The organism is Glaciihabitans arcticus (assembly GCF_004310685.1).
GTDB lineage: Bacteria > Actinomycetota > Actinomycetes > Actinomycetales > Microbacteriaceae > Conyzicola > Conyzicola arctica.
Genome location: NZ_SISG01000001.1, coordinates 41,921 through 67,853, shown reverse-complemented (window position 1 = coordinate 67,853; position 25,933 = coordinate 41,921). Strand labels below are relative to the sequence as shown.

At 67.4% G+C, this 25,933-nt stretch carries 21 protein-coding genes; 4 read left to right on the top strand and 17 right to left on the bottom strand.

Features of this window, described 5'->3' with window-relative positions; translation table 11 throughout:
• The 7 genes from EYE40_RS00305 to EYE40_RS00275 form a co-directional block, all read right to left on the bottom strand.
• Positions 1 to 1,095 (bottom strand): N-acetylneuraminate synthase family protein, encoded by a 1,095-nt coding sequence (locus EYE40_RS00305; RefSeq protein ID WP_130980071.1) that lies wholly within the window; start codon positions 1,093 to 1,095, stop codon positions 1 to 3.
• Positions 1,092 to 2,264, bottom strand: a complete 1,173-nt coding sequence (gene neuC, locus EYE40_RS00300) for a UDP-N-acetylglucosamine 2-epimerase (protein WP_161972323.1) — start codon at positions 2,262 to 2,264, stop codon at positions 1,092 to 1,094. Before neuC ends, EYE40_RS00305 begins: the two co-directional genes overlap by 4 nt.
• Before the next feature lie 2 nt (positions 2,265 to 2,266).
• Positions 2,267 to 3,424: a LegC family aminotransferase gene (locus EYE40_RS00295; RefSeq protein WP_130980069.1), complete on the bottom strand. Its 1,158-nt coding sequence runs from the start codon at positions 3,422 to 3,424 to the stop codon at positions 2,267 to 2,269.
• Positions 3,424 to 4,419: an NAD-dependent 4,6-dehydratase LegB gene (locus tag EYE40_RS00290; RefSeq protein ID WP_130980068.1), complete on the bottom strand. Its 996-nt coding sequence runs from the start codon at positions 4,417 to 4,419 to the stop codon at positions 3,424 to 3,426. Before EYE40_RS00290 ends, EYE40_RS00295 begins: the two co-directional genes overlap by 1 nt.
• Positions 4,420 to 4,461: 42 nt before the next feature.
• Positions 4,462 to 6,825, bottom strand: a complete 2,364-nt coding sequence (locus EYE40_RS00285) for an LGFP repeat-containing protein (RefSeq protein WP_130980067.1) — start codon at positions 6,823 to 6,825, stop codon at positions 4,462 to 4,464.
• Positions 6,826 to 6,920: 95 nt separating this feature from the next.
• Positions 6,921 to 7,283 (bottom strand): DUF2304 domain-containing protein, encoded by a 363-nt coding sequence (locus tag EYE40_RS00280; protein WP_204742201.1) that lies wholly within the window; start codon positions 7,281 to 7,283, stop codon positions 6,921 to 6,923.
• Positions 7,283 to 7,948 (bottom strand): glycosyltransferase family 2 protein, encoded by a 666-nt coding sequence (locus EYE40_RS00275; RefSeq protein ID WP_193554461.1) that lies wholly within the window; start codon positions 7,946 to 7,948, stop codon positions 7,283 to 7,285. The genes EYE40_RS00280 and EYE40_RS00275 overlap by 1 nt, the downstream gene beginning before the upstream one ends.
• A gap of 90 nt (positions 7,949 to 8,038) precedes the next feature.
• Here EYE40_RS00275 and EYE40_RS00270 point away from each other — a divergent pair, with 90 nt between their 5' ends.
• Together EYE40_RS00270 and EYE40_RS00265 are read left to right on the top strand one after the other, a co-directional pair.
• Positions 8,039 to 9,340, top strand: coding sequence for a hypothetical protein (locus EYE40_RS00270; RefSeq protein ID WP_130980066.1), 1,302 nt, complete (start codon positions 8,039 to 8,041; stop codon positions 9,338 to 9,340).
• An 88-nt stretch (positions 9,341 to 9,428) separates the two neighbouring features.
• Complete coding sequence (locus EYE40_RS00265) at positions 9,429 to 11,234, top strand: ABC transporter ATP-binding protein (RefSeq protein ID WP_130980065.1); 1,806 nt, start codon at positions 9,429 to 9,431, stop codon at positions 11,232 to 11,234.
• Here the strand turns inward: EYE40_RS00265 and EYE40_RS00260 are convergent.
• Entirely contained in the window at positions 11,231 to 12,346 is a 1,116-nt protein-coding gene (locus EYE40_RS00260; RefSeq protein ID WP_130980064.1) for a glycosyltransferase, read from the bottom strand. The genes EYE40_RS00265 and EYE40_RS00260 overlap by 4 nt on opposite strands.
• 78 nt (positions 12,347 to 12,424) lie before the next feature.
• Between EYE40_RS00260 and EYE40_RS00255 the strand changes: the two genes are divergently transcribed.
• Positions 12,425 to 13,507 carry a glycosyltransferase family 2 protein gene (locus tag EYE40_RS00255; protein ID WP_130980063.1) on the top strand — a complete coding sequence of 361 codons (1,083 nt, stop codon included), beginning with the start codon at positions 12,425 to 12,427 and terminating at the stop codon, positions 13,505 to 13,507.
• A gap of 7 nt (positions 13,508 to 13,514) precedes the next feature.
• Here EYE40_RS00255 and EYE40_RS00250 read toward each other — a convergent pair whose 3' ends face one another.
• Entirely contained in the window at positions 13,515 to 14,639 is a 1,125-nt protein-coding gene (locus EYE40_RS00250; RefSeq protein WP_130980062.1) for a glycosyltransferase family protein, read from the bottom strand.
• Between the two features lie 98 nt (positions 14,640 to 14,737).
• Between EYE40_RS00250 and EYE40_RS00245 the strand changes: the two genes are divergently transcribed.
• On the top strand, positions 14,738 to 16,180 hold the full coding sequence (locus EYE40_RS00245) for a hypothetical protein (protein WP_130980061.1): 1,443 nt from the start codon (positions 14,738 to 14,740) through the stop codon (positions 16,178 to 16,180).
• Here the strand turns inward: EYE40_RS00245 and EYE40_RS00240 are convergent.
• The 8 genes from EYE40_RS00240 to EYE40_RS00205 are packed head-to-tail and all read right to left on the bottom strand — an operon-like array spanning position 16,177 to position 25,920.
• Positions 16,177 to 17,445 carry a nucleotide sugar dehydrogenase gene (locus tag EYE40_RS00240; RefSeq protein WP_130980060.1) on the bottom strand — a complete coding sequence of 423 codons (1,269 nt, stop codon included), beginning with the start codon at positions 17,443 to 17,445 and terminating at the stop codon, positions 16,177 to 16,179. The two genes, EYE40_RS00245 and EYE40_RS00240, sit on opposite strands and share 4 nt — an antisense overlap.
• Positions 17,446 to 17,502: 57 nt before the next feature.
• A complete protein-coding gene (locus EYE40_RS00235; RefSeq protein WP_161972322.1) occupies positions 17,503 to 18,690 on the bottom strand; it encodes a glycosyltransferase in 1,188 nt (395 codons plus the stop codon).
• On the bottom strand, positions 18,687 to 20,231 hold the full coding sequence (locus EYE40_RS00230) for a DUF2142 domain-containing protein (RefSeq protein ID WP_130980058.1): 1,545 nt from the start codon (positions 20,229 to 20,231) through the stop codon (positions 18,687 to 18,689). Before EYE40_RS00230 ends, EYE40_RS00235 begins: the two co-directional genes overlap by 4 nt.
• A complete protein-coding gene (locus EYE40_RS00225; RefSeq protein WP_130980057.1) occupies positions 20,228 to 22,045 on the bottom strand; it encodes an ABC transporter ATP-binding protein in 1,818 nt (605 codons plus the stop codon). The genes EYE40_RS00230 and EYE40_RS00225 overlap by 4 nt, the downstream gene beginning before the upstream one ends.
• A gap of 16 nt (positions 22,046 to 22,061) precedes the next feature.
• On the bottom strand, positions 22,062 to 23,423 hold the full coding sequence (locus tag EYE40_RS00220; protein ID WP_130980056.1) for a glycosyltransferase family 4 protein: 1,362 nt from the start codon (positions 23,421 to 23,423) through the stop codon (positions 22,062 to 22,064).
• Entirely contained in the window at positions 23,420 to 24,301 is an 882-nt protein-coding gene (rfbA, locus tag EYE40_RS00215; protein WP_130980055.1) for a glucose-1-phosphate thymidylyltransferase RfbA, read from the bottom strand. The genes EYE40_RS00220 and rfbA overlap by 4 nt, the downstream gene beginning before the upstream one ends.
• Before the next feature lie 4 nt (positions 24,302 to 24,305).
• Entirely contained in the window at positions 24,306 to 24,911 is a 606-nt protein-coding gene (locus EYE40_RS00210) for a dTDP-4-dehydrorhamnose 3,5-epimerase family protein (RefSeq protein ID WP_130980054.1), read from the bottom strand.
• Between the two features lie 43 nt (positions 24,912 to 24,954).
• Positions 24,955 to 25,920 carry a glycosyltransferase family 2 protein gene (locus EYE40_RS00205; protein ID WP_130980053.1) on the bottom strand — a complete coding sequence of 322 codons (966 nt, stop codon included), beginning with the start codon at positions 25,918 to 25,920 and terminating at the stop codon, positions 24,955 to 24,957.
• Between the last annotated feature and the right edge of the window lie 13 nt (positions 25,921 to 25,933).

Sequence of the window (25,933 nt, the reverse complement as noted above, 5' to 3'; positions counted from 1 at the left end):
TCAGCCAAGGTACTCGCCGACGGCATAATCCTGCTGTGCTGCGGTGCCGACGACCTCGTAGAAGTCGAAGGAGGTGCGGCCGGCGCCGGGGCGGCGGCTCTCGAGGTGGTCCGCAGTGATGGTCTCCCCCGCCGCGATGGGTACGCGGGCGACGAGGCTGCGGCGCACCGCTGCACGGTTCGACACCTCCTCAGGCTGGCACGCCTTGACGGGGCTGCCGAGCGCCACGCCCACCTCACGCAGTCGGGCGACGAAGGCGTTCAGCTCGGGCACGTCGAGGGAGGCGGCGTGATCCGGTCCCTCGAGTTCCTTGTCGAGCGTGAAGTGCTTCTCGATGACCGTCGCGCCAAGAGACACGGCAATGGTCGAGGCGACACCGCCGAGCGAGTGGTCGGAATAGCCGACCGGAATGCCGAAGGCCTCGGAGATCGTGACCATGGCCCGCAGGTTGAGGATCTCCAGCGGCGCCGGGTACTGGGTCGTGCAGTGCAGGATCGTCACATTGCCCACGAGAAGCGCGCGGATCGCGTCGTTGTTCCACGCGAGTTCGCGCGTGGCTGCCGTGGGAACGGCATCAGCGTCGAGAAGTCCGTGCTTCACTCCGAAGCCCACGGCGATGAAGCCGAGTGCCTTCTCGATCTCGGCGAGGTCGGCCATTCCGGTCGAGAGGATCACCGGCAGGCCGGTGAGCCCGGCGTCGAACAGCATGGGCGCGAAGGTCAGGTCACCCGACGCGATCTTGACCATCGGGATCTCGATCTCGGTCACCAGGAAGCGAAGCTCATCGAGGTCGAACCCTGTGGAGAGGAACACGATGCCGCGCTCGGCGCACCGCTCGCGAATGGCGAGGAAGTCGCTGTGGCTCAGCTCGAGACCCTTGAGCAGGTCCCACTGGCTGCGGGTGTCACCGTCGGAGGTCTTCTGGTACTCGGCGAGTTGGGCGTCCTTGCGGGCGAGCTTGTCGGCCGAGAAGGTCTGGAACTTGATCACGTCGGCACCGGCGTCCGCCGCGACGTCGACCATCTCCAGCGCGCGGTCGAGCGACCCGTTGTGGTTGACGCCGGCCTCGGCGATGATGAGCAGGTCGGTGGTCATTGACTGTCCTTTAGATCGTGGAACTTCTTTCGAGGCGGGCGCGGGATGTCGTGCGCCAGCAATTCTGCAAGGGTGCGTCGGGCGAAGCCCGGTTCACCGAACGGCGAGGGGCTGCCGGTGCTCTCCGCGCGGAACTCCGCCGAGGCGGCCCGTTCGATCGTGACCCGGATCGCCTCGCGATCGGGCGCGGGAACGAGCACGCTCGCGCCGATGGGGCGCCCGGCCTGGCGGTCCCCCACGAGCACGGAGGGGATGCCCAGCACAGGCGCCTCGAGCACCGTGCTCGACGAGTTGCCGGTCACGACATCGACGAGGGCCATCGTGCTGAGGTAGCCGAGCTGGCCGAACGACTCGACGAAGTCGACGCGGTCGGGGTGGGCGGCCACGAAGGCGGCCATCGCCGCACGGATGCCCGCGCTCCCGATGTCGGAGTTGGTGCCCGTGAAGATGAGGTGCAGGTCGGTGGCCTCAAGGGCGGCGAGCAGTTCATCGAAGAGCTCGTCCGCGGGAAGCACGTCCATGCCCGCCGGGTGGAAGGTCATCAGAACTGTCGGGCCGGAGAGGTCGATGCCGAAGCGCTCCTCGAGTGCGGCTCGGCCGAGCAGATCGAGCTCCGCGAGGGCGTCGACGACGGGAGCACCGAAGAAGAACACGCGCTCGGGCGACTCCCCGAGCTGGATCACGCGACGGCGGTGGTCCTCGGTGGAGGTGAAGTGCAGGAAGGCGAGTTTGGTGATGGCGTGGCGCAGGGCGTCATCCATGGCACCCTCGGTGATCTCGCCGCCGTGGATGTGCGCGACCGGAATGCCGAGGATCGTCGCAGCGGTGGCCGCGGCCAGCGCCTCGAGTCGGTCTCCGAGGATCACCAGCACGTCGGGGGCGAGCTCGTCGAGAGCGCGGGAGAACGCGGTGATCGCGCCTCCCGTGTCGACCGCGGCACCGAGCGCCGAGTCATCCCCCGACCAGATCCGAACGGAGGACGCCGGCGCGATGCCGTCCGCGGCGATCTCGGCGGTCGTCGCACCATGCTCACCGGAGAGGTGGGTGCCCGTGACGAGCAGCTGAAGCTCCGCGAGCGGTGACGCCTCGATCGCGCGCACCAGCCCGCGCAGCAGACCGTAGTCGGCGCGGGTGCCGGTGAGAACGCAGATCCTGCGCGCGGTCGTCACGATCAGCCGAGGATCGCCGGAGAACTGGGGATGGAGATGACGCTCGCGTGCAGGCGGGTCGCGACGGTCAGGTCGCCCTTCGGGCAGGAGCTGTACATGCGCTGCTCGCTCAGCAGGTTCCAGAACGGGCGGCACTGCAGGCCGTCGTCGTTGCTCGCGCGCAGCAGCTCGTCGCGCAGCTCGAGGTCGGCGCCGTCGACGCGCACCGCGCACAACCAGTAGTTGCTCGTAGTTCCCGCGGGCTCGCCCATGAAGGTCAGGCCCGGGATGTCGGCGAAGTTCGCGGCATACCGTGCGGCGATCTCCCGCTTCGCAGCGAGGTAGCCGTCGAGCTTCGTGAGCTGGGCGACACCCATCGCGGCATTGAGGTTGGGCATGCGGTAGTTCCAGGCCACTTCATCGTGCTCGAACTCCCACGCGTGCGGCAGCTTGGCCGTGGTGGTGAGGTGCTTGGCACGGCGGGCCAGCTCGGGATCGTCGGTCAGGATCATTCCACCGCCGCCCGTGGTGACGATCTTGTTGCCGTTGAAGCTCAGCACGCCGAGCAGTCCGAAGGTACCGGTGTGCTTCTCGCCTACCCAGCTGCCGAGCGACTCGGCGGCATCCTCGACGATGGGCACGCCGCAGGCGTCCGCGACGGTGAGGAGCCCGAGGATGTCGGCCGGGTGACCGAGGGTGTGCATCGGCACGATCGCGCTGACCCGGTTGCCGGTGACGGGATTGGTGAGTCCGTTGGCGTCGCGCCGCAGCGACGAGAGGGCCACCTCGAGGGCGGCTGGGGACATCCCCATCGTCTCTTCATCGGAGTCGATGAAGTAGGGCGTCGCTCCCGCGTGCGAGACGGCGTTGGCGGTGGCGATGAACGAGAGGCTCGGCACGATGACCTCGTCGCCGGGCAGTACGCCCGCGAGCACGAGCGATACGTGCAGCGCGGAGGTGCCGTTGGAGACGGCGATCGCGTGGCGGGCACCGGTGAAGGCGGCGATCTCCTCCTCGAAGCGCGTGACGAACGGGCCGACCGAGGAGACGAAGGTCGAGTCGAGGCACTCGGCCACGAAGCGCTTCTCCGCCTCGCCGATGTCGGGAACGTGCAGTCCGACCTGCGGGGCGTCGCCGACGACCCTGCGGATCGCGTCGACGAAACCAGTGGCGAGGGTCATCAGACGGTGTACGAATCGGTGCGGTAGCGGGCGAGATTGGCAGGGTCGAGGAACCAGTCCACGGTGTGGCCGAGGCCGACACGGAACCCGTCGAGGCCCTTGAGCGACGGCTCCCAGCCGAGCAGCTCCTTCGCCTTGGAGTTGTCGGAGTACAGGCGCTCGACCTCGGAGTTCGCGGGGCGGAGGCGGTTCGGGTCTTCGATGGCGACGGCGTCGCTGCCCATCACGTGGGCGATGCTGGCGAAGGTCTCGCCGATCGACACCTCGAAGCCCGCACCGAGGTTGATCGTCTCGCCGACGCCCGCCGTGGAGGTGAGTGCCGTGGTGAAGCCACTCACCGTGTCGGCGACGTAGGTGAAGTCACGGGTAGGGGTGAGGGAGCCGAGCTGGATCTCTTTCTTGCCGGCCGCGAGCTGGCTGATGATGGTCGGGATGACGGCACGCGCCGACTGGCGGGGACCGAACGTGTTGAACGGGCGGATCGTCACCGTCGGCAGCTCGAACGAGGTGTAGAACGAGTTCACCATCTGGTCGGCGCCGATCTTGCTCGCCGAGTACGGCGACTGGCCCTGCAGGGGGTGGCCCTCGTCCATCGGCACGTAGCGTGCGGTGCCGTAGACCTCGCTCGTCGAGGTGTGGATGAAGCGGCTCACGCCCGCGGCCTTCGCCGCGTTGAGCAGGTTGAGGGTGCCCTGAATGTTGGTCTGCACGTACAGGTCGGGTGCGACGTAGGAGTATGGGATGGCGATGAGTGCCGCGAGGTGCAGCACGGCGTCACAGCCGGCCACAGCGGACATCATGAGCGCTGGATCGCGGATATCGCCGGGGATGATTTCGATCTGCGAGGTGATCTCGCGTGGGGCGGTATCGAGCCAGCCCCACGAGTCGAGGGAGTTGTAGATGACAATGGCGCGCACCTCGTGTCCGTCACGGACGAGCTGCTCGGCAAGATGGGACCCGATGAAGCCATCGGCTCCGGTTAGCAAAACCTTCATGCGTCAAGGGTACAGTCGTCGGGCGGCGAGGGCCGCACGCCGCTAGGGGGTGGTGAGCGTGCCGCCCTTGAACGCCTGCGTGCAGACGTTCGCAGCTGTGCACACCGCGTTGGCCTTCGGCCAGCCGAGCACGCCGCGCACCCACTTCTTTGCGCTGTACTTGGCCATCATCGCCTTGCTGACGACGAAGGTCCCGAGAGCACTGGAGTGGATGGCGCCGCCCTCGAAGGACTGGTAGACGCCGTTGCCGTTCGTCTTCTCGATCACGTTCGCGGCGACGGTGATCGCCTTTCCGAGAGATCCGGCCTCACCACCGGCGGCGGTGTAGGCCGCCTTGATCTTGGTATTGACGACCGTGTAGGTCGCGAAGGGAACGCCCGACGCCGGGTCCTGGATGGTGCCGCCGGCGAACGGCTGCGCGCAGGATCCATCCGACCCGCACACCTGCGGGCCGGTCGGCCAGCCCAGGGGGCCGCGCACCCACTTTGTCGCACTGAAGGTCGGCATGATCGTCGCCGGCACCGCGAAGGTCCCCTTGGCGCTCGAGTGGACGATGCCCTGCTCGAACTTCTGCATCACGCCGTCGCCGTTGACCTTCTCGACGACAGGGCCGGACTGGGCCACGGGCTCGCCGAGCGAGCCCGACTCACCACCGAGTGATGAGTAGAGCGTCGCGATCTTCGGATCGGTCACGCTGAAGCTGAGGAAGGTCGCACCCGTCGTCGGCACGTTCAGCGTCGCGCCCGCGAACGGCTGCGAGCAGGTGCCGTCGGAGGCGCAGGTCTCGGCGGCGATGGGCCAGCCGAGCGGTCCGCGCACCCACTTTCGAGCGCTATAGGCCGTCATCATCTTGGTGCTGCTCGAGAACGCTCCGCGTACGGAGGAGTGGATCCACCCGCCCTGGAACGACTGGGCCGTGCCGTTACCGGTCACCTTGTCGACGACCGCCGACGGGGCTGCGAGCGGCAGTCCGATCGCACCCTTCTGTCCGCCGGCTGCGGTATAGGCCGAGGCGACGGCCGCGCTGTACCTGAGCGCCGCACCCGTGGCGGGCGCGTAGATGTAGCCGCCCGTGAACGTCTGCACGCATCCGGAGGTTGCGGTCGCACACCCGCGGTCGGTCGTGGGCCAGCCGAGGGTGCCGCGCAGCCATCCGGCGGCGCTATAGGCGGTGAGCACCGCCGTGGAGACGAAGAACGTTCCCGCGGAGCTCGAGTGCACCATGCCCTTCGCAAAGGGTTGTACGGTTCCGTTTCCGTTCGGGTCGGTGACGGCCGCGCCGGGACCGGTCGGGATTCCGAGCGCGTTGATCCCTCCGTTGGCAAGGAAGTAGGTTCCGATCGCACCGGAGATGACGAGCGGCCCACCCGAGAGCGTCCAGTAGATCATTCCGTTGGTGTAGACCTGCGAGCAGGTCGCGCGATTGTCGACACAAGACGTCTCGGGTCCCTTCGCGCCGAGCGGGCCGGCGGCGCCGCCGCTCGCCTCGTAGGCGGAGTCGATGGCGAAATTGCCCGGTCCCGCGAGGCTGTTGCCGAACCACGAGTTGAAGTAGACCCAGAAGTTTCGATTGCCGTATGACGAACAGCTGTCGCCGAGCCCCGTGAGGTTGGCCAGCGCCTTCGCGTTCGGGGTGTACGGCGTGTAGTAGTACAGCGCGGTGGTGGCCTTGCTCTTCACCGTCACGGTGCGCGTGCCACAGGTCGAATTCGGCTTGTACGACACCTTGTAAGGCACGCCGATCTGGTACTTGGTGCGGAAGCTCACGTTATCCGCGGTGCGCAACCCGTAACGCTTGAGCTGGCTGGCGCCGTAGTAGACCTGGTTGAAGAAGCCGTAGTACTTGGAATCGCAGACACTCGTGTCGGGGCATCCCATGCCCATCGCCTTACGGAGCTTCAGGTCGGTCGGGTTCTGCAGGTTGAGCAGCCCTTGCTCTTTCTGCAGGGTGACGAGGATGACCTTGGCGCTGATGCCACAGGACCGCTGCACCTTGTAGATGATCGCTGCGAAGGTCTCGCTCGCGCTTGCCGCGTACGGCGAGGGACACATGTTCGTGGCCGCCCGTGCGGTGGTCTTCATCTTCTTCGTGTCGATGCAGTTGTTGGTCGGGCACTTGGCGTCGAGGAAGGCCTGGATCTTCGCCTGGCTCATCCCGTTCGCGTTGTAGAACGACCAGTCGCTGACGATGTATCCGGGGTTGAAGTTCGTGCCGGAGAGGGCCGCGGCGGCGCGGGAGATCTCTTCGACCTGGGTCACGACCGGAGCTGCATCGACGGCAACGGACTCGGGAGCGGCGCTCGCGGAGGTCACACCGACGAGCCCGGAAGACAGCACGACGGTCGCGGCGAGTATCGCGGTCACTCGTACACCGAGACGGCGGATCCTCGAAGAAATGATGGTCATGATGGCCCCCTGCGCAGTCAACAGCACTTCCCACTGTAAGCGGATTCTGGGAAAAGACCAGCCTTTGGCAGCTTGTGGGGTCGAGACCGGAAGTGCTAGTCCGTCGGCGGAGTCGTCTTGTCGAGTGCCTTCGCCTGCACGAGCGCAAGCTGGCGGGAGAGCTCGGTCACGTCGTTCTCGAGATGACGGAAGCGGCGATAGGTGGTAGCGACGAAACCGAGGAAGATCAGCACAGTCAGGTAGAGCAGCAGGTCAGCCCCGCGTCCGATGCCGACGATGTTGGCCACGGCGGTCCAGAGTCCGGGAAAAAACACCGACGAGGCCGCCGCCACGATGAACAGCAGCATCAGGATGCGACGGATCGCCTGGTGACGCGCGCCGCCGCCGCGCAGCATAAAGAAGGCGGCGATCACGATGACCACAACGGCGAGAATCTGGAAAACGATCATGACGGTCATCACCTAAAAAGTAGTTCGACGAGGATGTTGACGGAGTTGAGCAGCGACTGCCCCTTCGCCCGCGAGTAGTCGGTGTAGACGATGTGCGTCGGGTACTCCGACCACCTCGCCTTGTGCCCGCCGATCTGGTCGATCAGTTCGGACGCGTGGGCCATCCTGTTCTGACGCAGCTTGACCTTCTCGAGAAGCGGGCGACCGAGCACGCGCAGGCCATTGTGGGCGTCGGTCAGCGCCATGCCGGTCGTGATGCGCGTATAGAGGGCAGCGGCGCGCAGTACGAGTTTCTTGGCAGGTGCGAGCTGGGTGCGGTCGTCGAGGAAACGGGATCCGACCACGACATCGAGGTTCTCGGCTCGCAGCTTGGCGACCATGCCGATGGCGTCTTCGACGAGGTGCTGTCCATCGGCGTCGAACGTAACGACGTCGGTCATCAGCGGGTCGGAGAGCGCGAACTCGAAGCCGGTCTGCAGGCTGGCACCCTGGCCGAGGTTGATGGGGTGCTCGACCACCGTGGCACCGGCCGCTCGCGCGATCTCCGGCGTTCCGTCGCTCGAGCCGTCGTCGACGCAGACAACGTGGGGAAAGTGTGGGAGGAGCCCCTCAATGACGCTCGCAATGACTGTCGCCTCGTTGTACATCGGGATGACGACCCACGTACGGAACATGGGCTAAGTCTGACACACGGCCGCTCTCGTTCAGGCGTGGGGCGAGTGGGCCCCTCGCTATGATTGGTGTTTTCGACTCGGAGGATCCGGATGAACTCCCGACCCGTCACCACCGCTCCCCAGCGCCGGGCATCGTCGCCGCTCGAGCCATTCCAGCTGTTGCACTCCGTCGGCGCAATTCTTCGGGATGACGGTCGCCTCAAGCTCAAGCACCCGTCGGCGGTCGACCTCTCCCGCGGCGAGGAGACGATGCTGTCCCTCCTCCGCGCCAATCTCGTGACCCGCGATGAGGCGCTGTACACGCCGCGCTGGAAAGACCGTGCCATTCGCCTGCTCGCAGCCCGCAGTGCGAGCGCTGTCGAGCACGGTCCCGCGACGACGGAGTTGCTCGAGATCATCGCCGGGCTGACGCCGCGCCGACAGAGCGCCAACAAGTACTTCGCGCTTGCCCGTGCGACCAGTGCCATCGGGCTCTTCGAGGCCTCGTACGGATTCACCGAGCTCGCCTACGACCGGGTCGACAGGGACGCGCGAATGCGACCCGACCTGCGCAATCGGCTGAAGTCGGTTCTCGTCGCCCTGCACCGGCAGGACCGCGACCTCGCCATAGAGCGCTGGGCTCCCCTCGAGGGTGCCTCTCCCACCGCGGCATCAACACTGCGGCTGCATCGGGCCATCGGCCGGTACATGTCCGTCTGGGCACCCGACGTCTTCGGGCCGTCTCCCGTCCGACCCGGATCGGACCGCTGGAGATCCGACCTCGCCGGCAAGAAGCTCGTGATGGTCGGCCCCGCGCCCACCGAGATCGACTACTCCGACCTCACCGCGTTCGACTACGTAGTGCGGATCCTTCGCGGGCCGTCGCTTCACCTGCCCGCGGTCGTGCCTCCTCCTGGTCGCGAGATCCTCTACAGCGCCACCGGCTGGTACAAGACCTTCGCCACCTACGATGCCGCAGAGCTCGAGCATCGCTTCGGCAGCTTCGTCCACTTCGTGGTCAAGGGACGCCCGCCGTCACTCGCCGCACCGCTCGCGAACATGCGCGTGACGGACAACGATTATCGGCTGCTGTTCTTCCACGGTTCACCGAACATGGTCCCCGTCGCCGCATTCGACATCCTCGAGGCGGGCGACGTGTCGCTTCACGTGGTCGGGACCAACTTCTACGCCTCCAAGGAGCCGTACGCTCCCGGCTCGGTGAACGGGCTGCACCGGTATGAGATGACGCGCTCGCTCGCCAACCACAATCCGCTCGAGAACCGCGCATTCGTCGCCAACCTGGTGACCTCGGGCGCAATCACCGGCGACCAGCAGCTCACGGAGGTCGTGCGGCTCAGCGACCTCGAGTACCTGCGCATTCTCGACGAGCATTTCGGCGCCCCCCAGCGCTGAGCGCACGAGGTCGCCCCGAGGGGGTGGTCAGGGAGGAGCGGGTAGACTCCCGGAGGGTTTCCTACGGCCCAGCACTGGAGATAATGCGATGAAGTCAACCTGGGCGCTCTACCGAGAACTGCTGACCGTGCTCCCCGCGGGCGCTCAGCGATTCCTCGCCGGCTACTCGGTCACGCTCGGCCTGCTCTCCATGCTCGACGCCCTCGCCCTCGGCCTGCTTGCCCTCGTCATCACCCCGATCATCTCCGGCACAACGCTGACCCTCCCGATCATCGGTCAGCTCAGCGAGCTCGGCCTGCTGCTGATGCTCGGCCTCGCGTGTGTTCTCATCGTGCTCAAGGGCGTGCTCGCGGTCGCCCTGCTCTGGCGTGCCACCCGCCGCTTCGCGAAGTACGAGCTGGCAATCGGATCACGCCTCTTCGGCAGCTACGTCGTCTCCCCGTGGGTCGAGCGCCTGAAGCGCAACTCGTCGGACATCGTGCGTCTTGCCGACGGCAGCGTCGGCGTCACCGTCTCCGGATTCATCCTTCCCGGTTCGACGCTGTTCGGTGAAGTGCTGAGCTTCCTCACCATCGTGATCGTGCTCGCCGTTGTACAGCCTCTCGTTGCGGTGATCTCCCTCGCCTACCTGGGTGCCCTCGGCGCCATCCTGTTCTTCTGGGTGACCAAGCGTTCGCGCCAGGCCGGCCGCATCAACCTGCAGTACACGCTCAAGACGTCGCGCATGATCACCGAGATGATCGGTGCCCTCAAGGAGGTGACGCTGCGCAACAAGGCCGGCGAAGTCGCCGAGATCGTCAAGGCGAACCGTTTCCACTCGACGCGCGCCCGCTCGAACATCCAGTTCCTCGGCCAGGTTCCCCGCTACGTGCTGGAGTCCGGGATCATCGGCGGCTTTGTGCTCGTCGGTGTCGCCGGTTACCTGAGCACGGGCGATGCCGCCGGAGCAATCACCGCCGTCGCCCTGTTCGGCCTCGCCGGATTCAGGATGGCACCGTCGGTCGTGCGTTTCCAGGCCGTGGTTTCCCAGGTGACGTCGAACATGCCCCACGCCAAGGCCGTACTGAACGAGATCCGCCGGTCGGAGAAGTCGATCGAGCACCTGGCCAACCGCACGTCGCTTCCGGTTCCGCCGAACCCGAAGAGCCTCGATTTCGAGGACGTCACGTTCCGCTACGCGCCCGACGCGCCGGATGCGGTGACCTCGGTCTCCGCGTCCATCCCCTTCGGCTCGAGTGTCGCCTTCGTCGGTGCGTCCGGTGCGGGCAAGTCGACGATCATCGACCTCATCCTCGGCCTGATCGAGCCCACCGAGGGTCGCATCGCGATCGACGGCACATCGCTCACCGAACTCACCACCTCGTGGCGTTCGCAGGTCGGCTACGTTCCCCAGGACGTCTCGCTGTTCGATGCCACTATCGCCGAGAACGTGGCGCTGAGCTGGTCGGGCGAGATCGACGACGACCGCGTGCGGTCCGCCCTCGCGCAGGCGCAGATGCTCGACATCGTCGAGGCCCGCCCTGACGGCATCCACGGCACCATCGGCGAGCGCGGACTCGCGCTGTCCGGCGGCCAGCGCCAGCGCCTCGGCATTGCGCGCGCCCTCTACGCCGAGCCGCTCGTGCTCGTGATGGACGAGGCGACCAGCGCCCTGGACACGGCCACCGAGGCCGCGGTGACGGACGCCATCCGCGCACTCCGCGGCAAGATGACCATCATCACCGTGGCGCACCGGCTCGCGACGATCCAGCACTCCGACGACATCTTCTTTATGTCGGGGGGACGGGTTGCGGCTCACGGCAAGTTCGATGAGCTCGTGGCATCCATGCCCGAATTCGCCATCCAGGCCACCCTTGCCGGTCTCGCCGAGCGCGGCGGCGACCCGATCTTCTAGAGCCCGACCAGCTCCGTGTAGTGCTGCTCGAGTTCTGCGCAGCTGAGCGCCAGGCTGCGCTCCCGCACCACGAAATCGCGGGCGGCGACGCCCAGAGTAGCGCGCTCTGGCGCGGAAAGGGCGAGCATCGCGGCGACGGCCGACGTCAGCCCGTCCACGCTCGATTCCGGAACGAGCTCGCCGGTGACGCCGTCGACCAGCATCTCGGAAACGCCCCCGCTGTTGTAGGCGATCACGGGGGTGCCGCAGGCCTGCGCCTCGAGCAGCACGAGCCCGGCCGCCTCGCGTCCACCGTTGTGCGCCTGGGTCGGCAGCACCATCGTGAGCGACTCCCGCAGCGTCGCGCGCACGGTCTCGCGCGGAACGCCGCCGAGCACCTCGATGTGGGGATGATCCGCAGCGAGCGCGCGCAGCTCGGCTTCGAGCGGCCCGCTTCCGATGAGCCGCAGGCGGTGCTCGAACCGGCCGACCACCGCGAGGGAAGCGGCAACGAGGTCGCGGGGGCCCTTCTGCTCGTTGAGCGCGCCGACGAAACTGATGAGGGGTGAGCCGCTCGGCGCCGAACCACCGGGCGTGAAGTAGTCGGTGTCGATGCCCTGGTAGTGGACCTGCAGCCTGGCCGGGTCGAACCCCACGGCGATCGCCTCGTCGGCGAGGTAGCGGCTCACCGCGAGAACCCGGGTGCTGGCCGCCTGCATCGCGCGAACGTTGCGCCTGTGCCACGCGTTCATCGGCCCGCCGCCCGCGTGCGCGAGCACCCGCACGTCGTAGCCGTGCAGGGTGGTGAGCAGGGGCGTGCCGCCGTGACGCGAGGCCGCGATCGCCGGCCCCGACCAGGTCGCGAAGTGCTGGTGGATGACGTCCGCGCCGAACCGCTCGATCCCGCGACGCATCGCCGGTCCGGCGAACGGTGCGAAGAACATGCGCCGCTGGCGTGGGAGCCCGCGGCCGGCAGCGTAATCGTGCACGGGGATAGTGATCGCGGCATCCCGCACATCGGCGAGGAGGGCGAACATCTCGAACTCGTGCCGATCGGCGAGCCGCAGGGCGTGGTTCACGGCGAAGTAGGTGGGCGGAACCAGTAGCACGTTGGTCGTCAGTGCAATGCGCATGTTCTCGTCTCCATCGGGGCGCCGGAGCCCCTCCACAGCCTAGCCAAGCGCCGGCAGCCCGGCTGGTAGCGTGGCACGGTGACAACCCCCGTTCTCGTCGATGCCATCCTGCCGGTGCACGACGCCACCCGCCCCCTCGACCGGGCTCTCGCCTCGTTGCTCGTCTCGGGTCTGGAACTCGGCAGCGAACTGCGCATCACGGTGGTCTGCCACAACATTAGCGCCGACGAGATCCGCGCGGCGTTGCCCGCCGAGCTGCGGGATGTCGCCCGCTTCCTCGAGCATCCCGACGGACTCCCCAGCCCCGCCGGCCCCAAGAACCTCGCCCTCGACCAGACCGACGGCACCTACATCGCGTTCCTCGACTCAGACGACTCCTACGACCCGGGAGCGCTGCGCGACTGGGTCGACCGTGCGGAGGCCCACAACCTCGACGCTGTGATCCCGCCGGAGCGCCACGACGACGGCCGGGTCATCCGCACCCCCGTCGTGCGGCGGCTGCACTCGGGCGACCTGGATCCGATCCGCGATCGCCTCAGCTACCGCACAGCACCGCTGGGCCTGCTGCGCCGATCGACGGTCGAGCGGCTCGGACTGCGTTTCGCCGGTGGATTGCGCAACGGCTCCGACCAGATCTTCGGTCTCACCCTGTGGTTCGACAGCCCTCGTGTGCGCTTCGCCCGGGGCGGCCCCGGCTACATCGTCGGCGGTGACGCCCAGACGCGCGTCACCACGCAGACCCATCCCGTCGCGAGCGAGCTGAAGGCCACGCACGACATGTTCGCTCACGAGTGGTTTTTGCGCCAGTCGCTGCGAGTTCGACGGGCGATCGTCGTGAAGTCGGTGCGCATCCTGTTCTTCGGAGCGCTCGCGAAACGCCTCGACACCGGAACCTGGACGACTGAGACGCAGCGGGATTCCGCCGCCTTCCTCGAGCTCGCGGCGCGCTCGGCTCCGGGCTACGAACGCTCGCTGTCGATCGCCGACCTGCGGGCGATCGACGCGGTGCTCGAGCCCGGGACATCCCTCGATCGACTGACCGAACTCGCGCGCGCTCGCCGGGCGTTCGGCCACCCGACGACGGTGCTCACGCGCGATCTGCGCGGGATGCTGCTGCCCGACGCTCCCCTGCGGTTCATGGCAGCGTCGCTCCTGCACTGACCGGGCGTCAGCCGAGGATCGCCTGCACAGCGGCGAACCACACTTTGACCTGCTCCTCGGAGGAGAGCTCGGGTGCCGCGCGGTGGGCTGACTGCTTCCAGCGCTCTACCTTCTCCGCATTCAGGCCGTTGAGGGTCGCCCGCAGTGCCTCGACCGAGTAGTCGGCCGAGCTCTCGCCGAGGTCGTACTTCTCGAGCAGGGGGGTCATCTCGGGCCCGGGGCCGATGATCACGCCGACGCGCGCCTGCACGCCCTCAAAGAATTTGTTGGGCAGGGCGAGCGCCTTGCTCGCGTTGGTCGGCGGGATGAACGACAGCGCGACGTCGTACTCGGCGACCGTGTCGACAAGGCGGTCGTAGTCCACCGGGTCGCGGAAGGAGACACCCGGTACACCCGCTCCGAGCTCCTTGAGGCTCGCGACATAGTCGGGCTCGTTCGGCATCACGATGAGATCGAGCACCACGTTCGAGGTCACGCCGCGCATCGCCTCGATAATGATCTCGATCTTGCGGGCACGCGCGCCCGCGGTCGTGCAGATCATGCGGATCGGATCGCCGACCGAGGTGGGCTCGCGGTCGGCAAAGGGTGCGGCGTTGGTGACGACGCCGAACGGGATGCCGAGGTCCTCGGTATAGCGGCGCGCGAAGCCTGCCGAGCCCGCCGTGCGTGACGTTGCCTGCGGCAGGTAGGTGGCGCAGAGCCACTTCATGTAGGGCGAGACGAAGAGACGCCACTGCAGGTCGTTGTTCTTCAGCTCCGGGAAGTACTCGTGCAGGTCGGCGTGCGTGCCCTTCTTCGCCTTGAGCGAGAGGGCGACCGGCACTGAGGCGATGTCGTTCGCGAAGACGGCGTCGAAGTGATCGACGGGCAGCAGCTCCTGGGCGAGCTTCACGGCGGGAAGGTCCCAATAGGCGCGGTGGTACTGACGGGTCACCATGGCGAAGCGGTCGAGCACCCAGTCGCGGGTGCCGAACGGAATCTCGTAGTGGTGCTTGACCCCCTCCGGTGCGGGCCCCATGCCACAGGTGTAGAGGTCGTATCGGTCCTTGAAGATCTCGATCTGCTTCGTCACCCGGGGGTCGGAGATCAGGGTAGAGAAGGAGATGATCAGCAGGCTGGGGCGCGAACTCATGGTGGCTCTTCACGTGTGGGGCGGATGTACGCCCCAAGTTTAGACTGGGGGAACTCGGCGGTTCCGCGCGAGCCGGTTTCTCGGAAGGTGCGTCGACGGTGGATTCTGCAGCAGGAACACGGGCACTGGTCGAGCTCGAGGATCGCTCCCCCGCCGTGCTGTTCGAGCTCTTCGACGGCAGCGACGTGCACGCGTGGCCGTACCTGCGCTGGCCGCTCACCCAGTCGATGGCAGAGATCGAGCTCGGCCAGGTCGCAATCGCCAACCCGGTCAGCATGGGCGCCCGGCTCGGCAAGCTCGCGAACCAATTGCTGCCGAATCCGTTCTCCCCGTCACGGCTCCCTCGCCCCTCGCCACTGCTGTTCGTCGTGGCCGGGCGCACCCAGGCCACAGTCCCCGGAGGGCACCGCAACTGGCTCACCGACGACTTCGCCGAAGACTTCGCCGGTGACGCCGCGGTGCTGCAGTACCGCCTGCTCGACCGCACCACCCCCGACGCCGAGCGCCCGACCCTGCCGCACACCTACTCCTTCCACGATGCGGAACTCGCGAGCGACATCAATGCCCGCCTCCGTCCGCTGAGTGCCGCGAAAATCGCCGCCACCACCGACTTCGTGCGGGCCGTGTACGCCGAACTCGACTTCGAGGTCGGCGAGGGCTCCATCCGGTCCGCGCTGAAAAAGGTCCTGCGCCACCAGGCGCGGGTCGCCTTTATGCGCGGCCGGTACGAGCGGGTGCTGGATGACGCCGCGCCACGCCTCATCGTCATGGACGGCGCCTCGTACGGGGGCGCGCGCGCCATCCAGGTGCGGCTGGCGAAAGAACGCGGCATTCCCGTCGCCGAGCTGCAGCACGGCTGGATCGGCAGCTCGCACGGTGCCTACAACTTCGGCGCCGCCATGCGCACGCCCGAACTCTTCGCCTACCTGCCCGACACTCTGCTCACCTTCGGCGACTACTGGTCGCGGTCGATCAACACCCCCTCCACGACGGTCGCCATCGGCAAGCCGCACCTCGACACCCTCGCAGCGCGGGCCGAGCCGTGGGAGTCGCGGCCGCGAGTCGCGCTCGTGGCCTCGAGCACACGAACACCGGACGCGATGACGGCGAGCACCCTCGAGCTTCGGGACGCCCTGCCCGCCGAGTGGGTCGTGCGATTCCGACCCCATCCCTCGGAGCGGGCAACAGTCGAGGCGATCTACCCGGGCCTCGTCGGGCAGCCGCGAGTGGAGATCGACATGAGTCTCGACGTGTACGAGTCGCTCGCTACATCCCGTGCCGTGTTCGGACACTCGAGCACAGTGCTGTTCGAGGCGCTCGCGTTCGGCAGCCCCGCCTTCGTCATCGACTCACCGCTCGCCGACCTCTACACGAGCCGCGACCTCTTCGGGGACCGCATCAGCGATGCGGGGAGCCTTCGCCGGGCCGTCGAAGCGGTACTCGCTCATCGACCGGTCGCGGCAGACAGGAACGACCTGTGGAAGACCGGAGGCGTTGCCGCGTTCCGGGCCTTCGCACAGGCCGCCGTGTCGAACGGTTAGAGCATCTCCACCTTCTCGCGCGACAACCGGTTGCGGGTGTCGAGCACGAGGGTCTCAGTGTCGTTGAGCAGGTCGAGTTCGAACTCGTCGTGATCGGTGATGAGCACGGCCGCGTCGATTCCGGCCAGCATCTCAGCGGTGAGGTCGACCTTCTCGACGCCGGCCGGCCAGCGGTGCGCCTCGACGTGATCGTCGACGGCCAGCACCTCGGCGCCGAACTCCTCGAGGATCTCGATGAGGCGGAGGGCCGGGGATTCGCGAATATCGCCCGAGTTCTTCTTGTAGGCGAGACCGACGAGTGCGATGCGTGAACCGCGCACGGCCTTGCCCTCACCGTTCAGCAGCAGCATGAGGCGCTGCGCGACGTAGTTGGGCATGTGGTCATTGATGTCGTTGGCGAGCTCGACGAAGCGGAAGTTCTGGCCGAGCTTGCGACGCACCTGCCAGGACAGGTAGCTCGGGTCGACCGGGAGGCAGTGACCGCCGACGCCGGGGCCGGGAGTGAACTTCATAAAGCCGAAGGGCTTGGTGCTCGCGGCCTCGATCGACTCCCAGACGTTGACGCCGAGCTGGTTCGCGAAGATCGCGAGCTCGTTGACCAAGGCGATGTTGACGTGGCGGAAGGTGTTCTCGAGCAGCTTGGTGAGCTCGGCCTCCTTCGGGGTGCTCACCGGAACGGTGGTGTTCACGAGCGAGTCGTAGAAGCCCTTGACCGACTCGAGCGAGGCCGGGGTGATTCCGGAGACGACCTTGGGGGTCTCGACGAAGCCCCAGGTCTTGTTGCCCGGGTCGATGCGCTCGGGGCTGTACCCGACATGGAAGTCGACGCCCGCAACGAGGCCCGAACCCTTCTCGAGGATTGGCACGAGCAGCTCCTCGGTCGTGCCGGGGTAGGTGGTCGACTCGAGGACGACCGTGGCGCCCTTCGTCAGGAGACCGGAAAGCGACTCGCCCGAGCTCTCGATGAAGCTCAGGTCGGGGATGCTCTCGCGCAGGGGCGTGGGGACGGTGATGACCGCGTAGTCGAAGCCGGTGGCCGCGGAGTAGTCGGTGGTGGCCGTGTAGGTGCCAGCGGCGAGAGCCGCGGCGACCTGCTCGTTCGAGATGTCGTCGACGAAAGACTCGCCGGCGTTGAGGCTGTCGATGCGACGCGTGTCGAGGTCGATGCCGACGACGCGGTAGCCCTGTTCGACGGCCCGCATGGCGACGGGGAGTCCGACGTACCCCTGGCCGATGACAGCCAGGAGCTTCTTGTTTTCAGTCATGTTCGTGAACCCATCACTCTTTCGTTGATTACAGCGGCACAGGCCAACCTATAAAGACTAGTCGGGATGACGTTCGCGCCGCCGCGCCACCGACCCGACGACGGTGACGGCTCGCGCCGCGACCGCGCCCAGTGAAACCGTATCGACGGCCCACCGCGCAATGCCCTCGCGCTGCTCGTCGGTCGCGTCCGTGCGCAGCGCCTCGAGCATCGCGGCGGCGACGGCATCGACCTCGTAGTCGACGGCCCAGCCCATGCCGTTTGCTCCGGCGAAATCCCTGCCCGGGCCGGACCCCGCGTAGACGACGCGCGTGCCGCACGCGGCTGAGGCGTACATCTTGGTCGGGAAGGCGCGGTGGTAGCCCTCGGGCCGCACGCTCGCGAGTGTGGCCCGCGCCCCGCGGATCCAGGCGCTGACCTCGTCGGAGGACAGCCGTGGTTCGAAATGCACGGATCCTGCAGGCAGCTCCCCCGCGCGGCGCTCGAGCTCATCGCGCTCGGCTCCCTGGCCGACGAAGACGAGTCGGGCCTGCGGCTCACTCTCGAGCACCCGCGCGAAGGCATCCATGAAGATGACCGCGCCGTGAACTTCGGAGGCAGTGCCGGCGTAGAGCAGGTACGGCGCCCCGATCTCCTTGCGCGCTCCCGACGGACCGAACGACGTCGTATCGACGCCGTTGCCGATCGTGGTGATGCGGGCATCCCCGAACAGCTCGTGCATGCGCTCGGTGAACTCGGGCGAGGCCGACACGACCTCCGCCGCCCCACGGATGGCCCAGCGCTCGAGCACGCGCACAACGCGCGCGACGGCGGCCGGGGCATCGGTGGACTCGACGGCATCCGACCAGATGTCCGCAGCGTAGTAGACGTAGGGCACCCGGCGGATGGCGCAGGCGATGCGCATGAAGAAACCGGTCGTGGGTGGCGGCTCGACGACTACGACATCGAGGTGCCGGCGGAACAGCACCCGGAACATCGCGGGGATGTCAAAGCTCATGTACTGCACGTACCCGCGCACGTACCCCATCGCGTCGCGCAGCACCGGGAAGCGCCGCACGTCGATTGCGTCGTGGCCGGGGAGCACGGTCGAGTACTCCGCCGGAACCGCGGTCGTCAATACCGTCGTCGTGGCCCCCGCGTCACGCAGGGCGCGGGCGAGCGCCCCGAGGCGGAAGGACGCGGCCGCAGGCTCGGGCAGGTAGATGCGACTCACCACGGCGACGTGCAGGCCGCTCAGGTCGGTCACGCGAGGGAGCTCCGGGTGGCGAGCTCGCGCTCGAGGGCCGACCGTCGCGAGAACTCCCGCAGCAGTACGAAGACGAGGGCCGCGTAAGCGAGCGATCCGAGAATCCAGACGCCGTTCGGCGAGATCGGGATGTCCCACCACCACTCGATGCCGGCATCGAGGTTGGCGCTCGCCCCGTCGGTTCCCGTGACATACCGACGGAGGTTCATGTGCAGCGCCACGAACTGGACAACCGCCAGTGTGGTTCCGACGAGCACCAGCTGGGCCCGCGTGAACTCGATGCGCTGGGCGCCGCGGGTGAGCATGAGCAGCCCGCCGAGCAGCACGATCAGGGGAAGGATGTAGCGCGGCTGCACGGATTCTCCGACAACGTCGCCGCCCTGGTAGAGCACGAACGCGGGCAGCACCCACACGGTGAGGGCGAGCAGCAGTACGACCAGCGTCTTGCGCGGGGAGAGCCGCGAGAGGCCGCCGAATCCGATCGCGACGAAGACCGCGACCGAGCCGAAGAGCACCACGGCGGGCATCGAGGTGTCGAGCCAGCCGAGACCCCAGTCGCCGAACACGCCCGCCCAGATCTTGGGGATGTTGAGCAGGTTGTAGGCGAGCAGCCCGAAGCCCTCGAGCGAGTCGCTCGCGCTGCCACCGACCGCATCAGTGGGGGTGATGCCGGCGCCGCCGAAGCCCTGCGTTCCCGACGAGGACTGGCGCGAGGTGAGGAAGAACACGGCCGCGACGATCGTCATGGCGATCGGCAGGATCGCGTCGAGCCAGAAACGCTTCGTCCACGACAGGCGGAGCAGCAGCACGGCGCCGATGCCGATGATCGAGTAGAGCGCCGCGTCGCCGCGCGCGCCGGCAGCCATCAGCACGGAGACTGCGAACAGCGCGCCCAGGGTGATGCGGCGCTTGCCGCGGGTCTCGAACCAGCCGAGCAGTGCGAGCCAGGCCGATCCGACCCCGATGACCGCCCACGAGCTCGGGTTGTTCGAGGTGATGAGGAAGATGCCGAGCGGGATGGTCGTGATGAGCCAGCCCCAGACGAGGGTGGGTCGCCGCTCGATCGGCAGCAGCGCGTAGAGCGTCACGGTGATGCCGAGGAAGAGCAGCACGTTCACGATACGCATGGCCATGATCGCGGCGAGGATGTCCGGACCGACGAAGAGGCTCATGAATGCGTAGAAAACCGGCGGGTACTCGCCGATGAAGTTGCCGCGATCGGTCTCGAGGGTCGGGGTGGAGTCGAAGCCGTACTCGTCCTGACAGTCGGCGCTGGTCTCCGGCTTTCCCGCGTAGCACGGCGCCTCGTTGATGATCTCGGGAACGATGCGTTCCGTCGAGTCCGACCCCGGCAGGCACGCGGACGTGTTCGCGGGGTTCGCGCACCACGTGCTCGCCAGGTGGTAGTCGTCATCGGGACCGGCACCCATGGGCGAGGCGAGCGCCCAGGCAAGCAGAGCGACGAGTGCGAACACCGGTGCGAGCCAGATCAGCCGGAATCTCGCGAGCTGCGGGTAGCGCTTGAGCAGCGGGATCGTCATGCGGGCGGCTCCTCGTCGAACGACATGAGCTTCACATATTCGGCGACCATCGGCACGGTCTTCTTCACGGTCGGGAAGTCACCGAAGGCGACGATCGAACCGGCCTCGACGACGTGCACGACGTCAGCGTGCTGCACCGTCGACAGGCGATGGGCGATCACAATGACGGTGACCGATCCGTGCAGCTTCTTCAGGGTCTCCCCGATGAAGGCCTCTGAGCCGGCGTCGAGTCCACTCGTCGCCTCGTCGAGGATGAGCAGCCGCGGCTGCACGTAGAGCGCGCGGGCCAGCCCTATGCGCTGGATCTGGCCGCCGCTCAGCGCGTCGGCCTGCTTGCCGACCGAGGTCTCGAGACCGTTCGGCAGCGAGGAGATGAACTCCCCGAGGTAGGCGGCGTCGACCGCCTTGAGCAGCAGATCGCGGTCGATCTCATCGGCGGGAACCCCGAGCGCGATGTTCTCGGCGATGGTGCCCGAGACGAGGCCCGGCTTCTGCGGCACATACGAGACCGCGCCGGGAGCGACGGTGCGCAGCAGGTTGGGCTCGATGCCGCCGATCTGCACGGTGCCGGACTGCGGGGTGATGAGTCCGAGAATCACGTCGACGAGCGTCGTCTTGCCGGCGCCCGAGGGTCCGATCACCGCCGCGTACTGTCCGGCCGGGATCTCGAGGCTGATTCCACCCAGGGTGGTGTGGTCGTCGCCCGCATAGGAGTAGTCGGCGTTTGTGATGACCACCGAGAGCGGAGTGCTCGGTTCGAGCACGGGAGTGTCGACGACGGGCAGTGCGGATGCGACGGCGCGGGCATCCCGTGCCTCACCGAGCAGGCCCTGCGCGAGTTGCGCCCGTTCCACATTGATCTTGAGGGCGGCGACGGCGGTCTGCAGCGGCAGGATCGAGCCGATGATGCGCACGGCACCGGCGAGGAAGATGCCGAGTGTCGCGAGCCCGGTCGCGAGCTGACCGGTGAGCAGCTGCTGGCCGACGAAGACGACCACGCCGAGGATGAGCGCCGTCTCGACCACGTAGCGCGGCATGCCGCCGAGGAACTGCAGCGTGGATCCGCTGTGCGCGAGGCGCATGCGGGAGGTGTGCAGGCGGCTGAGGAAGAGGTCCTGCTTGGCGAGCACCGAGATCTCGCGGAAGGTGTCGAGGGTGTCGCTCACCGCGTTCGTGGTCTCGACCGTGCCGGCCGCTGCGTCGTTGCCGGCGCGCTTGAGCATGCGGCCGATGAAGGCCTGCATGCCGATGACGATGCCGGCGAAGTAGACGATCGCGAAGACCGCCACGATCGGATCGACGACGAAGAACACGACGGCGACGATGAGCAGCAGGAAGGTCTCGCTCACGATCGAGGCGACGTTGTTGAGCACACCGGTGAACGACCACATGGTCGACTCGGTGATCGCGTACTGGAACTCGGCCTTCGAGAGGCGCTTGGCCCGCTCGAGGGATCCGCGCAGCAGGTGGTCGGCGAGCAGATTGGCGTTGCGACCCTCGATGCGGGCGATGAAGCTCGTGAGCACGCGGGAGAGCGTTATCGCGACGACTGCCTTGATGAGGAACACCCCGAGCGTGAACACCACGAGCCAGAGCATGCCCTGGCCGTCGAGCTCGGGTAGCGTGATGCCGAACATCGAGGAGGCTCCGCCCCCGCCGAACTGGCTCACGCCGAGGCTCGCGACGAGCCCGACGAGGAGGATGCCGAACACATCCAGAACACCGACCAGGGCGCGCGAGACGACCAGCGCGATGTAGATGGTGCGCTCCCGCTTCGTCATGAAGCTCAGGGAGATACGCGCGGCGGCAAACATCAGATAAGAGTATCCGCTAGCGCCTGCGCGTGAGACGACCGCGAACCCGGCTCAGAACCGCGCCCGGCCCGGCGTTGACGAGGTGGTGCCAGGCCATCCGCACGTCGTGCGCGAGCCCGTAGGGCTTGCGAGAGGATGCGCCCTTCGGCGCCAGATCCCGTCGGTCCCCCGTGTAGTCGGCGGCGTGCTGCGCGGTGCGCACGAACTCGACGAGCGGGGCGAGCGTGCGCTCCCAGGTGAACTGCTCGCGAACGCGCTCGACGTTGGCGCGCGACTCTGCCACGAAGGCCTCGTCGAAGAGCACACGCTCGAGGGCGGCCTCGAGCGCCGCGACGTCCTGTGCCGGAACCGTGAGCCCCAGCCCCTCGGCCTCGATCAGCTCGGCGAAACTGTCGCCCTCGGTGACCACCATCGGCAGGTTCGCCCACAGGTAGTCGAGGATGCGCGTGCGGAACGCGAAGGTCGTCTCGACGTGCGACATGTGGGTGCTGACACCAGCCGCCGACTCGAGCAGAAAGTTGTGGCGATCGGCGAACTGCACCCAGGTCTCGTTGAAGAAGACCGAGGCGTCGAGGGCACCGAGCTCGCGGGCGAGATCGAACGACTCCTTGACGATCCCCATCTCTGCGACGCCGGGATGACGTGTTCCGAGGAAGAACAGCTTCACCTCGGGGCGTCGCTGCGCGAGATTCGCGACGGCACGGATCAGGGTTTTCGGGTCGAACCAGCTGTACAGCCCGCCGCCCCAGATCAGCACCCTGTCATCCGCGCCGATGCCGGGCAGCACGCCGCGCAGCACGTCCTTCGAGTGCACCGGCTTCGTCGACGACAGCCCGAAGGGCACGACGTCGATGAGGCGCGCGAGGTGCGGGTCGCTCTCGTAGGTGGCCGGGTTGATGCGCCCGAGCGAGGCGAGGTGCCCGAGGTAGAACAGGCGCTGGCGCTCCGAGGCGCAGAGGAAGAAGTCGGCGAGCGCGAGCTGCTCGTTGAGCGCGTCGCGGGCCTTCGTCACCTGCAGGTTCCAGGTGGCACGCGGCTGCTCGCGGCCCTGCTCGAGCATCTCCAGGTGCATGGGGTCGTAGATATCGGCGACCACGATGCGGTCGGTCGTGCGCAGGACCGGGAACTGGGACATCCCGTGCCCCTGGAAGACGATGACGTCGGCCCAGCGCTCGAGCTCACCGAACGCGTCGTTCTCGCCCGGACGCACCTGGCGCAGGGCGAAGGGCGCCTCGACGCCGTCTTCGAGATTGGTGGAGGTGACGAGGGTCACCTCGTTCTCCTTGGCGAGCTCGGTCGCCATGTTCCAGGACCGGATGGCCGGCCCCGCCATCTTCTTGCCGATCGGGTCGCCGGTGAGAATGACGACCCTGCTCATGCGCCGCCCGCCGAGGAGTCGCTGAGCAGAGCCTTGAGGTACACGCCGTACCCGCTCTTCTCGAGCGGTCCGGCCATCTCGGCGAGCTGGGCGTCGTCGATCCAGCCGGCGCGCCAGGCGATCTCCTCGATACAGCCGATCTTGTAGCCCTGGCGGGCCTCGATCACGCGCACGAACTCGCTGGCCTGCACCATCGACTCGAAGGTTCCCGTGTCGAGCCACGCGGTGCCGCGGTCGAGCACCTGCACCTGCAGCTTGTGGCGGTCGAGGTAGTGCTCGTTGACGGTGGAGATCTCGAGCTCGCCGCGCGCGCTCGGGGTGATGCCCTTGGCGATCTCGACGACCGAGTTGTCGTAGAAGTAGAGGCCGGGCACCGCGAAGTTGCTCTTCGGGTGGGTCGGCTTCTCCTCGATAGAGATGGCGCGGTTGTGTGCGTCGAACTCCACGACGCCGTAGGCGCGCGGTTCGGCCACGTGGTACGCGAAGATCAGCGCGCCATCGATGTCGTTGTGGGCGCGCAGGTTGGAGCCGAGGCCGACTCCGTGGAAGATGTTGTCGCCGAGCACGAGCGCGACCTTCTCGTCGCCGATGAACTCCTCGCCGATGATGAAGGCCTGCGCGAGGCCGTCGGGCGAGGGCTGCGCGGCATAGGTCAGCGTGACGCCGAACTGGCTGCCGTCACCGAGCAGGCGCTGGAACTGCGGCTGGTCGTCGGGCGTCGTGATGATGAGAATCTCGTTGATGCCCGCGCTCATCAGCGTCGACAGGGGGTAGTAGATCATCGGCTTGTCGTAGATCGGCATGAGCTGCTTCGAGATGCCCTTGGTGATGGGCCACAGCCGGGTGCCGGATCCGCCGGCGAGGATGATTCCGCGCATGAGTCTAACCAGCTCTCAGGGTGTCGTAGAAGGCGGTCACGTCGGAGTACTGCGGCAGCAGCCCGCTCGCTTGCGCCTCGGCGAGGGACGGGGCCTCCAGGTCCTTGGGCGAGAGCAGCGGTTCGCCCGCCGCCTCCGGGAAGACGAGGTTCACGTCGGGGTCGAGGGGGTTGATGCCGTGCTCGCGGGTGGGGCTGTAGACGTCGGAGACGAGGTAGCTCACCGTCGCGCCCTCGGTGAGGGCGACGAAGCAGTGGCCGAGACCCTCGGCGAGGTACACGGCTTTGCGGTCGACGTCATCCAGAAGCACGGAGTCCCACTGGCCGAAGGTCGGCGAGCCGACGCGCACGTCGATGATGTAGTCGAGCACAGCGCCGTGCGGGGCAGTCACGTACTTGGCCTGGCCGAGCGGCACGTCGGCGAAGTGGATGCCGCGCACCACACCCTTGCGGGACACCGAGGTGTTGGCCTGGCGCAGCGTCAGCGGGTGGCCGACCTGTTCCTCGAGGCGATCGAAGCGGTACCACTCGAGAAAAATTCCGCGGTCGTCGGCCCGCTGGATCGGGGTGATCTCAAAGGCGTCGGGGATGCTCAGTTCGCGGATCTGCACGGGATGAATCCTACCGGGGGCGGTCCCGGAGCTCGTTGAGGGGTCAGCGCGCGGGCTGCACGAGGTCGCGCACCGCGTCCAGGGTGCCGCGGCTGTACCGGTTGTAGTCGCCGCGAGCCAGTGCGCGAACAGTGGATGCCACGCGCGCAAGCCGGAACGCCGGCAACGCGTACCGTGCGCGCTCGTGGGCGAGCTTGGCACGCGCCTTCTGCAGTACCTCGGCGGTCACGTCGAGCGCCTCGAGCTGCTGCACCAGGTCGGATGCCCGCGCGACGAGCCCCCGGTTGCGTTCCTCGCGCGGCACGCCCAGCTTGCGGGCCTTCTCGAGCGCACTCAGGCGGCGCGCCCCGATCTGGTTGGCACCGTGCTGACGGTAGTCGACGAGCTGCGCGCGGATCACGGCGGTACGCCCGGTGGCTGCGGCGATCGCGGCGAGCCATTCGTCGTGCACCCAGCTCTCCGGGAACGGCGCAGCGGTGGCTACGAGTTCGCGGCGCACGACCGTTGTAGCACCCGTGACCACATTGCGGCGCAGCAGTACGTCGAGGGTGCGGCCGTCGTCGATGGCCTCGAGCTCGGAGTCGGCGATCTCGAGCGACTCGAACAGCCCCGTTCCGAGCGGTGCACCCTCGCCGTCGACGAGGCTCGCGTCGGAGTGCACGAGCAGCACCTCGGGGCGCTGCTCGAAGAGGGCGGCGATGGTCGCGAGGCGCTCGGGATGCCAGACGTCATCCTGGTCACTCAATGCGACGAGGTCGCCGGTCGAGGCGAGCATCGCCTGCTCGAAGTTCTTGGTCACCCGCAGGGCCGGGTTGTTCTCAAAGACGGTGAACGCGATGTGTGGATGACGCTCCACAAGCTCGCGCACGATCGCGACGGTGCTGTCCGTCGAGGCGTCATCCGACAGCACGATCTGGCTGGGTTGCAGCGTCTGGGCGAGGATGCTCTCGACCTGTTGTGCCACATACGCGGCACCGTTGTGCGTGCACAGCGCCACCGAGATCTTCACGCGCCCAGCCTAG

What these genes read in the sequence shown, in the direction of transcription:
- rfbA (WP_130980055.1), bottom strand. Translation starts at nt 24,301, where the DNA reads ATGCGCGGAATCATCCTCGCCGGCGGATCCGGCACCCGGCTGTGGCCC.
- EYE40_RS00250 (WP_130980062.1), bottom strand. Translation starts at nt 14,639, where the DNA reads ATGAGTTCGCGCCCCAGCCTGCTGATCATCTCCTTCTCTACCCTGATC.
- EYE40_RS00305 (WP_130980071.1), bottom strand. Translation starts at nt 1,095, where the DNA reads ATGACCACCGACCTGCTCATCATCGCCGAGGCCGGCGTCAACCACAAC.
- EYE40_RS00285 (WP_130980067.1), bottom strand. Translation starts at nt 6,825, where the DNA reads ATGACCATCATTTCTTCGAGGATCCGCCGTCTCGGTGTACGAGTGACC.
- EYE40_RS00275 (WP_193554461.1), bottom strand. Translation starts at nt 7,948, where the DNA reads ATGTTCCGTACGTGGGTCGTCATCCCGATGTACAACGAGGCGACAGTC.
- EYE40_RS00290 (WP_130980068.1), bottom strand. Translation starts at nt 4,419, where the DNA reads ATGAAGGTTTTGCTAACCGGAGCCGATGGCTTCATCGGGTCCCATCTT.
- EYE40_RS00260 (WP_130980064.1), bottom strand. Translation starts at nt 12,346, where the DNA reads ATGCGCATTGCACTGACGACCAACGTGCTACTGGTTCCGCCCACCTAC.
- EYE40_RS00265 (WP_130980065.1), top strand. Translation starts at nt 9,429, where the DNA reads ATGAAGTCAACCTGGGCGCTCTACCGAGAACTGCTGACCGTGCTCCCC.
- EYE40_RS00225 (WP_130980057.1), bottom strand. Translation starts at nt 22,045, where the DNA reads ATGTTTGCCGCCGCGCGTATCTCCCTGAGCTTCATGACGAAGCGGGAG.
- EYE40_RS00280 (WP_204742201.1), bottom strand. Translation starts at nt 7,283, where the DNA reads ATGACCGTCATGATCGTTTTCCAGATTCTCGCCGTTGTGGTCATCGTG.
- EYE40_RS00270 (WP_130980066.1), top strand. Translation starts at nt 8,039, where the DNA reads ATGAACTCCCGACCCGTCACCACCGCTCCCCAGCGCCGGGCATCGTCG.
- EYE40_RS00220 (WP_130980056.1), bottom strand. Translation starts at nt 23,423, where the DNA reads ATGAGCAGGGTCGTCATTCTCACCGGCGACCCGATCGGCAAGAAGATG.
- EYE40_RS00295 (WP_130980069.1), bottom strand. Translation starts at nt 3,424, where the DNA reads ATGACCCTCGCCACTGGTTTCGTCGACGCGATCCGCAGGGTCGTCGGC.
- EYE40_RS00230 (WP_130980058.1), bottom strand. Translation starts at nt 20,231, where the DNA reads ATGACGATCCCGCTGCTCAAGCGCTACCCGCAGCTCGCGAGATTCCGG.
- EYE40_RS00240 (WP_130980060.1), bottom strand. Translation starts at nt 17,445, where the DNA reads ATGACTGAAAACAAGAAGCTCCTGGCTGTCATCGGCCAGGGGTACGTC.